This is a genomic window from Vibrio sp. 10N.261.55.C5, from assembly GCF_041470505.1.
GTDB lineage: Bacteria > Pseudomonadota > Gammaproteobacteria > Enterobacterales > Vibrionaceae > Vibrio > Vibrio crassostreae_C.
On record NZ_JBFRMS010000015.1, the window covers coordinates 87,782 to 99,515 of the forward strand.

Sequence of the window (11,734 nt, forward strand, 5' to 3'; positions counted from 1 at the left end):
ACTTTTCTGTTACGCGGGGCTGATTGCTACTTGACGCTATAACAAAGAATTGACAATAAAGATCAAAACTCAATGCCACTCAATAGGCTAACTCAAAGCAAAAAGTTACAATAAAGTTCGAAACTTTTCGATGCTTTTCGATGCTTTTTATCTATTCTGTCTTTTGTTGTAGCAAGCTTTTGCCCCAATACGTATATGGAATCCACGTATTTACAAAGTGATTTTGGCAATAAAAGTTAAGATGCGGTCGTATATTCGGCTTCTTATTGAAGGAGCTACCCTCTAGCCTTTGATGTTTTGCGCACCTACTGTCCTTATCGCGCTAGCAGCTTTTTACAGCATGACAGAATGGCCAGGTTCTCAGTAGGTTAGTCTTACCTTTTATGCATCATCATTTTGTAAAATTTAAAAATTTGGTAGTGATTAATGAGTGAGTAATACTGGTTTATATTCAGTCTCATACCGAAGCATTGCCCACGCAGTACGTACCACTTTGTTAGCCAGTGCAATGCAGGCCTTCTTGAAGCCGATACGATCTATGATGCTCCTCAACCAAGCGTCCTTCTGAGTCTTCGGTTTTTCGGGTAGTCGCCCAACGTATGACATTGCGCCAAGATAAAGAAGCGAGCGTAGCTCCTTCACACCACCGCATTTATCGATCCCAATCATAAAAACTTTGCCTCCTGAACTGTGCTGTTTAGGTGTAAGACCAACAAATGCTGAAGCTTGTCTTCCATTCTTGAACTGCTTTCCATCACCAAGAGTTGTATAGAGCATCGCAGCAGTTGTTTCACCAACCCCTTCAATGCCCATTAATTGTTGGCACGGCTCTATCTGACGGGTTAAAGCATTTTTCTCTTTTTCGAATGCGATGAGTTTTGCTTTAAGTTCTTTATATTGCTCCCAAAGCATCGACAGAACGGATACGACATTGGAGGGTATTGGTGTATCGCCATCAAGCACGGTTTGAACCGACGCTTTTAAGCCTTTTTCACCTCTAGGGTTTGCTATCCCGTAGCCCAAAATTGTCCCTCTAATGTGAAGAGCTAGGGAAACAACACTACGAGATAAGAATCTACGGCTAGTTTCTAAAGAATGCATAGCTTGTTGTTCCAATGACTTTGGACGACTGTACTTGATACCAATTTGTATAGCGGCGTTAGCGATGGCGAGAGCATCATTATGATCCGTTTTATGACCTTCTAGGTATCCTTTCACCTTCTTAGGGTTAATGATTCGGACTTCATGCCCAAGTTTTTCTGCTAATTGCCCCCAGTAATGGCAACCGCAACAACCTTCCATGGCGACAATCGAAGGCTTAGCCTTTGCCAAGAACTCTTTCATCTTCTGGCGACTCAGAGGTTTATTGGACATTAGCTCACCATGAATGCTGATATGGCAGGCTTGAAGAACATTTTTTGCTAAGTCGATAGCGATAACATTTTTAGTCAACATATTGGAACCCTCGGTTTTTTCTCACACTCCTAAGTCTAGATTGCTAAGGAGGGAGTGGATTCCATACATCAAGTTACGAGCACATCTGAAGCTGCAATACTTACCTCTCAAATTCGTTGAGTAAACTTATAACCAACACCATAAACAGAGCGAATTGGTGATTCGCCCGTAGAGACTTGGCCTACTTTTTTACGAATATTCTTGATGTGAGTGTCGATGTTGCGATCCGATACATCAGCCGTGTCTGAATAAGCCCGATTTAAGATATCGTCACGGCTGAACACTCGACCTGTGTTCTCAAGAAACAGTTTTAGGATCTTGAACTCTTGTGGCGTCAGGTCAATTAAAGCTCCTTCAAAGCGAACTTCAAACTCATCAGGCTTCATTTCAAAACCAGAGTCGATGATCATGGATGCTTGCTGATTTGCCGAATTTATCGGTGTCACTCGGCGCAGCACCGTTTTGATGCGGGCGATGACTTCGCGTGGACTGAATGGTTTACAGATATAATCATCGGCGCCAAACTCAAGCCCCAGCAGTCGGTCAATCTCTTCGCTTTTTGCCGTAATCATAATAATTGGCAGTTGAGAAAATGCCCGAACCTGTTTACAAATATCCATGCCATCGGTATCTGGCAGCATTAAATCAAGCAGCATCATATCAACATGGTGAGTTCTGATATGGTTGATGACGTTTGAACCACTCGCGAGATGTGTTGCTTCAAAGCCACTGTTTTGGCAATACGCCACCAGAACTTCTGCGATATGAGCTTCATCCTCGACAATCAAAACTTGAGGTTTCGTCATAGGTTTACTTCCTTAAACAGTGGTAATCGGATGGTCACTTTTAGACCACCAAGTGGGGAATTACTAGCAATAACAATGCCTTGATGCGCTTCGGCAATTTGTTTACACAGAGCCAAGCCTAGCCCTGAACCGCCATGTTCGCGGTTTCGAGAGGACTCGACTCTGAAGAAACGATCAAACAATTTGTTGTGCATCTCAACAGGTACGCTTGGCGCCGAGTCTTGTAAGACTAATGTGAGGTCTTGATCTTCAATCTGAGCAATTAGGTTCACTTGCCCTTTAGCATGCGTATATCGGTAGCTGTTTTCCAATAAATTAGTAAATAGCTGCTTCAGGCGGTCACTATCGCCAAGTATCTGACAACGTTCATTGTTTAGCAGGGGGGTTAACGTCGAACAGTTAACAGAAAGTGGCTTTTGATCGAGTTTTGCTTCAAATCCGCTCAACACTTCCAGTAACAATTGTACTGGCTGCACCACCTCTTTTTTATAGGAGAGTCCACCGACATCGGTGATAGAGAGTTGGTACAGGTCGTTAACGATGCGGCTTAATGAATCCACCTGATCCACCATTAGTTGAATGCGCTTTTCATCGGCTTGGAAAACCCCATCTTGAATGGCCATCAGTTGTCCACGCATCACGGTTAATGGTGTCTTAAGCTCGTGCGAAACATCCGACATCCATACCGATCGGTTATTTTGGTTTTGCTCTAAGGTTTGCGCCAGAATATTCACGTTTTCCGCCAGATGAGCAATTTCATCTTTGCTCTGTTTCTCAACGCGAACTTGATAATCGCCTCGAATCATTCGATAGGTACCAGATATAAGGCGACTGATGGGTGAGACAAGATGTCGCGAGAAAACCCATGCAGTAACAAATGACAGAACAACCACAGCAAGTGCGATGGTGTAGTAATTTCTGGTTTGTTTGGCCAGAAACTCATTCTCTGCACTGTAGCTATTAATTTGAGCGGGTATGAATGAGAGGTAGCCCACTAAGTTACCATTATGCAGAATGCGCTGGTTGCGCGCATCGGGGTGAAACTCTTTACGCCCGATCACCACCTCTTTATTGGCATCAAAAAGACTCACTCGTCTCGGTACGTGAAGTAAGCGACCCAAGCTATATTCGCTCTCCGCCTCTTGTGTTGATTGGTCTGCTTTTCGATGAAAGTTAGCAATACTTTTCCACAATGCGTCATCTTGTTTTAACGACTCCCAGCTCTTTTCTTGGTCGTAAAAAAGAGTCAATTGCTCTTGTAGCGCGGCAACATGCTTTAATTCCTCAGCTTCCACGTAATCATTGAAACCCGTAGATAAGTTATGCGTGACCAGCAGCAACATTAATCCCACCGATGTAAAGCTAGTCACACAGAAAGTGAAGAAGAATTTGTAGAGTAGTTTCAATGTTCTGTCCTAGTAAAGGTTCGCCACACACACCATAAGGAATGGGTCGTTTTTGGTTTAATCTCGCGCTAGTGCTTCTACTGGATCGAGTTTGGCGGCATTGCTCGCGGGTAGAAATCCAAAGACAACGCCAATTAAAGTCGAGCAACTGAATGCTGCGATGATAGAACTTGTTGAATAAATCATTCGAATGTCACTACCCATATACCCTAATGCAAAGCCAACAAAGTAAGCCAAGCCTATTCCCATCAAGCCACCTAAAACACAGACTAACACAGCTTCAATCAGAAATTGGCGCAGGATGTCGGTTTGTCTGGCTCCGACGGCCATACGAATGCCTATCTCCCTCGTGCGCTCGGTAACGGACACCAACATAATATTCATTACCCCAATTCCGCCAACAACCAGCGAGATAAAGGCGATGGCTGAGATGAGCATGGTCATGGTTGATGAGGTTTTCTCAATGTTTTGGCGAATAGCGTCTGTATTGACTGTAAAGAAATCCTCGGCACCATGACGCGCTTTGATGAGCGTGATAATCGCCTGTTCAGCCGCTGAACTTGATACCTCGTCATTGAGTCTTACCGTAATGTCGTTAACATAGCTTTGGTTCAGTAATCGGCCCGATACTGTCGAGTAGGGGAGCCAAACATTCAACGTATCGCTGCTGGTAAGGCTATCATCTTGCTCTGCGGTGACACCGATGACGCGCACAGGCAATTGACCAAGAAAGATGACCTTACCAATCGGGTCCTCCCCCTGAAATACATCGGTTACGACATTGGCGTCAATGATCGCCACTTGCTCGAGCGAATCGATACTCTCTTGACTGAAAAACTGCCCTTTATCGAGCTCAAGCCCCTTAACTCGAAAGTAGTCTAAACCCACTCCCTCAACGCTTCCTGTATGCGCTTCACTGGCATAACGAATGGCACCATTCGCTCGTACTGTTGGTGTCACGCTATCAACAAATGCAAAGTTTTCGAGCACTTTGGCATCATCCGCAGTAAGCGTTCGGATACGACCCGAGTGTTTATCACCCCTGCCAGTTCCGGGTTTTATCTCTATCGTGTTGGTGCCCATGTTTGCCATGTTCTCAAGGATGGTTTGCTGGGAGCCAGTACCCATTGCCACAACCGATACCACCGAGGCGATACCGATGATGATCCCTAACATGGTCAGAAAGGTTCGTAGACGGTTGTTAGACATCGCAAGCAACGCCATCTTAAACGCCTCTAGATAGCGAAAAATGCTGAGTTGTTTGTTGTGTTCTTGGATCGCGTTGTTCTCTTTAGCGACAACGTTTGATTTAGGTTTATCGTGGTTTTGCTGGTCTTGGATGATTTGACCATCTTTGATCTCAATGACTCGATCAGCAAACGCGGCAACCTTAGGGTCGTGAGTAACAAGAATGATGGTATGTCCGTCAGCGTGAAGCTCCTGAATAAGTTGCATCATCTCTTTGCCGCTGTGACTATCGAGCGCACCTGTCGGTTCGTCAGCAAGGATCACATCGCCACCATTGACCAGTGCTCGGGCGACACTCACACGCTGCTGCTGACCACCACTTAATTGATTGGGCTTATGATCAAGGCGCTCCTCTAAACCCAATCGAGTGAGTAGCTGCTCGGCTTTCTTACGGCGTTGCTCTTTGGTTGTATTCGCATACAAAGCAGGGATCTCTGCATTCTCAAGCGCCGTTAAGTCACTCAGTAGATGATAGCGCTGGAAAATAAAGCCGAAGTTTTCTCGTCTTAGTTGTGCAAGCTGATCAGCATCCATATTTGAGACATCCTGACCATCAATCAGATATTGGCCTTGGGATGGTTTATCAAGACAACCAAGAATGTTCATCAATGTAGATTTTCCTGAGCCAGAAGCGCCGATAATCGCCACCATCTCGCCTCGATTTATCGCTAGGTCAATGTTGTTCAGCACAGTGAGTGCTTGATCGCCAGATTGGAACGCTCGGCTCACGCCTTTGATTTCTAGTAGTGGATTATTCATCGCTTACATCCTCATTGGGCCTTGGCCGCGTATGGGCATATCGCTAGACGCGGTTGACGAGGCTTGACCAACCACCACCTCATCTCCCTCTTGAAGGCCAGATGTTATTTCTGCATATATATTATTGTTAAGCCCAACTTCGACCTGTCTTAGCTCCACTTTTCCACCCTGAATAACAGGAACTTGAAAGCCATCTTTGCCAGAGTTTTGTAGTATTTGCGCTGGGATCATCAAAGCATCATCCGCACTATCAAGAACAATCGACACCTGAGCTGTCATGCCAATGCGTAAGAGTCTGTCTGGGTTTTGCACCTCGAAGCGTGCGTTGTAGTAGATCGCATCGCTGTCGCCAATTTCTAGATTGCTATCATCACCGTTCATTAAGGTCGGGCCCGGTTCAATTGAGCGTAATACGCCACTAAAGCGTGTATCTGACTCGCCAAGAATCGAAAAGTAAGCCTGTTGCTCCTCACTGACATGGATAACATCCGCCTCAGAAATTTGAGCACGGACCACCATGGTATCGAGATCGGCAATCTCAACAATGGATGGGGTAGATTGATTGGTGTTGACCGTTTGTCCTTCCTCTACTGAAACGTACACCACAGTGCCACTCATTGGGGCATCAATCGTGGTGTAGCTCAGATTTAGACGAGCAGTATCGACGTTGATTTCGGCTTTCTGTTTTTCTGCAACTAGCTGATCTAATTCAGCTTCGTAGATAGCAAGCTCTGCTTCAGCACTGTCGTAATCCGCTTGTGATGACGCCTTGTTACTTAGCATCGACTTATAGCGCTCAAAGGTGGAGGTTGATTTCTTGATCATGGCTTGCTTAGCACGAATTTGCGCCTCGATAGAGTCGAGAGAAGCAAGCGCTTCTTTTAGCTCATTTTGTTGAGTGAGGCTGTCTATCTGTCCGATCAACTCTCCTTGCTGGACTTCTTGACCTAACTCGACAGCAATTTGTTCAATTTCTCCGGAGACTTGAGCACCGACGTTAACCAATTTATTTGGGTAAAGCACACCATTGCTCAGCACGACATCCTTGATGTTGCCTCTACGCACCATGTCAGTGGTGTACACCATTTCTTGTTGAGCGTTCTGAGCTTGGTAGTAGTATGCGCCGCTACCTATAGAGCCAATCATCAAGCATGTAATAATCGCTTTGGTTAGTTTTTTCATCATATCCCCTGAAAGGTTAAGTCGGCTGAATGAACGTTGCCTTGATTGATGATGAAATAATAACTAACAAAGATAGGGGAAAAATGAAGTGCGGTAATTTTTAAATAACTGAATAGTAAAGGTTAATTTGAATTGTGAAGAGATAATGAAGATTATGGTGTGTGCTATGAGACTATAATAAGTATTCGCTATTGATAACCGAAAGATTAGATGCAGATATCTGCCATTTAATGGAATGGAGCTTTTATTCTAAACCATTTTTGTCCGTGCGACCTGAGGTCGCACGGACAATAACAAGTTAGGAGCAGTCATAAACTGCAGTCTCATTCGAAGCGATTAAAAAAGCACTTCTAAACGAGATGTTAGAAGTGCTAATTATTGAGTAAATTTAATAAACTTCTTATACCCAGACTTGATCAAATACTCGGTACATGTTGCCACCTAAGAACTTGCTGCAGTCTTCTTCTGAGTATCCATTTTCAAGCATGGTATCAATTAGAGCTGCAACAATTTGATATGGTGCTGGGGTAGGAAACCCTTTTGCTCCTACAGCGGCACTATAGCCACCATCAGGGAATACGTTCTGCCCCATTGGTGTTTGAATAATAGACGCTGTAAAATTGATGTTCGGGATATAGTCTGAACCGAAGCCAACGTGGTCTATACCGACTAAGTTGACCATATAATCAATATGTCGAAATAATTGTTCAGTCGTCAATATATCTGGGTTAGATGTATCCATAAAGGCAGCCACCATATTTATTGAGCAAACCCCACCGGTTGCCGCAACACCTTTAATCACAGCGTCAGAAAGGCTTCTCTGATAATCGGCAATGGCTTTCGCACCTGAATGCGAAGAAATGACAGGTTGACTACTGCGTTCAATCGCATCTAAGGAGGTTCGTTCGCCAGTATGGCTTACATCAACAGGCATACCGTATCGGTTATAAGCGTCGACAAGTTTTTTTCCATATTCAGTTAGACCACGGTTCTCAATTTCGAAGCAGCCATCACCCACATCATTACGTTGATTATATGCCAATAAACAGTAACCATAGCCCATCTCACGCCATAGTCCTACGCGATCAACATCACCACCAAATATTTGAGTACCTTGGTGAGTGAAGTAAATACCCAATTTGTTTTGTTTTACCGCTTCATCAATATCTTTGGTAGTGCGGATCATCATATAGTCGTCTGGGCGTTCTTTCATTTTGCTTAGGTAGAACTGAGCGCCTTTCATAATGCCTTCAACCGAGGCATCTAACGAGTCTGCGGAAGGACATGCTGCTAGTACCTTGAATCCAGCGGCTTTGCACTTGTCCATTTCATCATGGAATTCTGGTGCTTCAGGTGAAGACCATTGAGAGGGCCAAAGACCGGAAAAAAGGCTGTCAATAGCCATAGAATCTCGAACAATTTTTTTTGCACGTTCAGATGCAGGATATTTGTGTGTTCGTTGAGGGATTTTTGAATAATCTTTTATTTCAAATTCTGGTAATTTTGGTGCACCTGACTTTGTCGCTTTATCATTACTTGGTTCGATTTCAGATTTGTTGTCCATATTTGAAATTTTCCTTAACAGTGTTAGCTTCTATAAAATATAAATATGTTGGAAGTTTGGAAGTAAAGATAGGTACGGATTTATATCAAACGGAGTGTTAAGCCCTTTGTACGCACCTTTTTATGCACCTTTTTTATAAATAAACTACGCCCAATGACATGATAAAAACGTGATTTATGTCGAATATTTTTGGCAAATCTATCTAAATGTTACCTCAATTAGAAAATTCATTTAAAAGTATTATATGTGACACTTTAAGAAATTATCGAAGAGGTGAGATAAAAAAGCGATACCTGAGTATCGCTTTCTATAGTCTGATTTATCATTGATTAGGTGAATTAACGTCGAATGGCTTCGCCTGCTTTAACGTCTGTATCTAGTTGTGTGTTGTTGACAACGATTTTGCCGTTAACCAATAACCAATGTACGCCTACGGCTGGGTGGTTAGGATCTTGGTAGGTGCCCACATCAGCGATAGTTTCTGGGTCGAATACCACGATATCTGCGTCCATATTAGTTTGGATTCGTCCTTTATTTTTCATTTGAGGGACAAAATCTTCTATTAATTGAGCTGGCATCAGTGTCATTTTACGTAGTGCTTCCGTCATCGTTAACAAGCCGCGCTCACGAACATAGACTCTGAGTACTTTAGCAAAGGTGCCATTTGATCTAGGATGAGAGAATAGATCTTTTGGTAATGGCCACTCGTCACCTGCATAATTTTCAATGTGGCCGTCTTCGTCCATATGCATCCAGAACATTTCGTCAGATTCAATCAACACATTAGGATTTAGAATCGAAGCGTCTAATAGAGCAAGATCTTTAGGGTTTTGCTCGTCTAGGAAGTGCCAGACAATAAAGGTACCAGGTTTATTTTCTTGGTAGTCTTTCAACTGTTCTTCTGTCATACGTTCTTTACCTAGCTGAAAGTTTTCAGCGGTTGAACCCATACGTTCCCGCCAGCCTTCACCAGAAAACATGGCTGCGCCAACGACAGTACTTGCTGCGCCCCAAGGGTAAGCGCCCACAGTAACATTGATTCCTTGTTCTTGAGCCTTATTGACCATAGGTAAGATGGTTTCGATATCTTTTAATGAAGTACTGTTAATATGACAAAAGTGCATATGAGCGCCAGTGATAGCGGCATTGCCCACTAATTCTTTAACGGCTTCAAACGAGCTTTGTGGCTCGGCATTGCTGGCATAGCGAACGTGAGTATAGGTTGCTACGTCTCTTTCTGCGGCTAATTCAGCCAATGCATAATATTCTTTTTGACCATGGCCCGGTGCATAGCCAGCGTTAATCCCGATACCTAGGCCACCTTCATCAAGGCCTTGCTCAATCAGCTTGATGATTTTACTTTCTTGCTCAGGTGTTGCTATATCCATCTTCCAATCATTACGTGATTGAGCTTTTTGGAAATAGCCAACGGTCGCTTCGGGTTCCGTCTCACTAAATGTAGCAATACGAGCGTAAGTCCAACCAGCTGCTGCACCATAGTTTAATGGTAAGCCTTTTTCAGCTTGTCCTGCATACCAGTCACTGATAGGTAGAACACCAGATTCGAGTTCCAGCATAGTGGTAACGCCTTGCATCGCCTGCATTCTGTAGTCACCAATGTTTTGACCATGAGCGTGGACGTCGATGAATCCAGGGGCAACAACTTTACCTGTAGCGTCAATAGTTTTATCCCCAGAAATACTATCGGTCGTTATTGCTGTGATCTTATTATCTTTGATCCCGACATTAGCAACAGAATCGAAATTTGTTTCAGGGTCGATAACTCTGCCGTTCAAAATTACAACATCATAATTAGCGGCGATAACAAGTGGTGACATAAGGCCAAAGCCGACGATCGTAGCCTTTTTAATGAATGATTCTAGTGGTTTCATAATTTTATCCCGTGTGTGTGAGATGAACTATAAGTGTTACGTGTCAAAAATCTTAGACCAATAATTTCACGCTATCTACCTGATCCTCATCTTTGCTCATTGATAAGACAAATCTAACGTGACAAGAGAAAGTGACTCAAAAACAATCACTTTTACGCTCATCTCACCCACAGCTATTGACTTTGCCGCTCCAGAGCTGCCCTTCTCTATAAAGGCAACTTTGACAAAATAATCCTTCATAGCTAAACGTTTATGTACCAACGTTTTCGTCAGGGAAAAAAATGCCAAACCTTAAATTACGAAGTTTAAGCGCGATATTCTTCTTTGCTGTCACTCTTCCCGTCGTAGTGTTAGCCGACGAGGGGCAAGATGTAGAGGAGGTAGCTAAAGAGCTAGCCAACCCAAACACAACGCTTGGCTCGATGTCCTTTAACTTGGATTGGACGAACTATCAAGGCGACTTAAATTCAGCGAACAGTCAGAACGGGTATCGCTTGAGCTTTCAACCTGTTCTCCCTGTGCCAATTGCAGAGCGAACCAACTTATTTATCAGACCAAATATACCTTTAATATTTGACCAACCCTATTACAAGGGCGATAGATTTGAAAATTCAGACGCAGGTCTCGGTGATATCGGCTTTGATGTGGCCGTTGGTCATACCTTTGAGAGCGGCATGATTGTCGTGGGGGGGATAGTGGGTACACTGCCCACCGCAACAAGCGATGAACTGGGTAACGATCAATTCTTACTCGGTCCAGAGTTTGCCTTAGCCTACGTACAAAGCTGGGGGGTTATCGGGGCGTTAATTACCCATCAATGGAACGCTGGCGGAAGCAATGACGCCGACGCGAGTATTACTGGTGGACAGTACTTCTATACCGCGAATCTAGACGATGGATGGCAAATTCAAGCGCAACCAACTTGGAGCTATAATCACGAAGCGAGCAGTGGAAATAAATTGTCATTCCCTATTGGTATTGGGTTCGCTAAGACGACTCTCATTGGTGGCAAACCCATCAAGTTTGGTCTTCAATACTGGAACTACATTGAAAGCCCTGACGCGTTTGGGATAGAGCATCAACTTCGACTGGTCATCACACCTGTTGTTGCTCTTCCTTGGTGATAACAGGTCGCAGGATAAAATTAGAGTAAGCGTGTCATGAACACCGCATTCTAATCCTTCAGCACGAAGAATAAGATCAACTCTCCAACCCAAAGGAGAGTTGAAATGGCAAAACGACGTACCAACCTAGAATGGCAATCACTGTTTGAGCAATATGAAAGCAGCAGTGTTACCCAACGCGCTTTTTGTGAAGAGCATGGACTGAGTTTATCCACGTTCTTCGCCAAACGGCGTCAACTCCAAACAGCAACCCAATCGGAATCTGTCGGATTTGTTAAAGCCGAAATCGTTGAAAAGA

Annotated in this window: 9 protein-coding genes; 2 read left to right on the plus strand and 7 right to left on the minus strand. The window is 43.9% G+C overall.

Features of this window, described 5'->3' with window-relative positions; all coding sequences use genetic code 11:
- Positions 1–423: 423 nt before the first annotated feature.
- The 7 genes from AB4263_RS08005 to AB4263_RS08035 form a co-directional block, all read right to left on the minus strand.
- Entirely contained in the window at positions 424–1,455 is a 1,032-nt protein-coding gene (locus AB4263_RS08005) for an IS110 family transposase (RefSeq protein ID WP_372098047.1), read from the minus strand.
- 107 nt (positions 1,456–1,562) lie between these two features.
- Positions 1,563–2,261: a response regulator gene (locus AB4263_RS08010; protein WP_102333411.1), complete on the minus strand. Its 699-nt coding sequence runs from the start codon at positions 2,259–2,261 to the stop codon at positions 1,563–1,565.
- Positions 2,258–3,667, minus strand: a complete 1,410-nt coding sequence (locus tag AB4263_RS08015) for an ATP-binding protein (protein ID WP_372056549.1) — start codon at positions 3,665–3,667, stop codon at positions 2,258–2,260. The genes AB4263_RS08010 and AB4263_RS08015 overlap by 4 nt, the downstream gene beginning before the upstream one ends.
- A 57-nt stretch (positions 3,668–3,724) precedes the next feature.
- On the minus strand, positions 3,725–5,674 hold the full coding sequence (locus tag AB4263_RS08020) for a MacB family efflux pump subunit (RefSeq protein ID WP_372098048.1): 1,950 nt from the start codon (positions 5,672–5,674) through the stop codon (positions 3,725–3,727).
- A 3-nt stretch (positions 5,675–5,677) separates the two neighbouring features.
- Positions 5,678–6,859: an efflux RND transporter periplasmic adaptor subunit gene (locus AB4263_RS08025; RefSeq protein WP_170967426.1), complete on the minus strand. Its 1,182-nt coding sequence runs from the start codon at positions 6,857–6,859 to the stop codon at positions 5,678–5,680.
- A 397-nt stretch (positions 6,860–7,256) separates the two neighbouring features.
- A complete protein-coding gene (locus AB4263_RS08030; protein ID WP_017029485.1) occupies positions 7,257–8,420 on the minus strand; it encodes a dipeptidase in 1,164 nt (387 codons plus the stop codon).
- A gap of 338 nt (positions 8,421–8,758) precedes the next feature.
- Complete coding sequence (locus tag AB4263_RS08035) at positions 8,759–10,312, minus strand: amidohydrolase family protein (protein WP_017062426.1); 1,554 nt, start codon at positions 10,310–10,312, stop codon at positions 8,759–8,761.
- Positions 10,313–10,593: 281 nt separating this feature from the next.
- On the opposite strand from AB4263_RS08035, the gene AB4263_RS08040 reads away from it, so the two are divergent.
- Together AB4263_RS08040 and tnpA are read left to right on the plus strand one after the other, a co-directional pair.
- A complete protein-coding gene (locus tag AB4263_RS08040) occupies positions 10,594–11,436 on the plus strand; it encodes a hypothetical protein (RefSeq protein ID WP_372098049.1) in 843 nt (280 codons plus the stop codon).
- Positions 11,437–11,541: 105 nt separating this feature from the next.
- On the plus strand, positions 11,542–11,734 hold a 193-nt coding region (gene tnpA, locus AB4263_RS08045), incomplete at its 3' end, for an IS66 family insertion sequence element accessory protein TnpA (RefSeq protein WP_408063652.1).

Excerpts from the sequence above, each read along its gene's own strand:
- AB4263_RS08005 (WP_372098047.1), bottom strand. The coding sequence starts at position 1,455 with ATGTTGACTAAAAATGTTATCGCTATCGACTTAGCAAAAAATGTTCTT.
- AB4263_RS08010 (WP_102333411.1), bottom strand. The coding sequence starts at position 2,261 with ATGACGAAACCTCAAGTTTTGATTGTCGAGGATGAAGCTCATATCGCA.
- AB4263_RS08020 (WP_372098048.1), bottom strand. The coding sequence starts at position 5,674 with ATGAATAATCCACTACTAGAAATCAAAGGCGTGAGCCGAGCGTTCCAA.
- AB4263_RS08025 (WP_170967426.1), bottom strand. The coding sequence starts at position 6,859 with ATGATGAAAAAACTAACCAAAGCGATTATTACATGCTTGATGATTGGC.
- AB4263_RS08030 (WP_017029485.1), bottom strand. The coding sequence starts at position 8,420 with ATGGACAACAAATCTGAAATCGAACCAAGTAATGATAAAGCGACAAAG.
- AB4263_RS08035 (WP_017062426.1), bottom strand. The coding sequence starts at position 10,312 with ATGAAACCACTAGAATCATTCATTAAAAAGGCTACGATCGTCGGCTTT.
- AB4263_RS08040 (WP_372098049.1), top strand. The coding sequence starts at position 10,594 with ATGCCAAACCTTAAATTACGAAGTTTAAGCGCGATATTCTTCTTTGCT.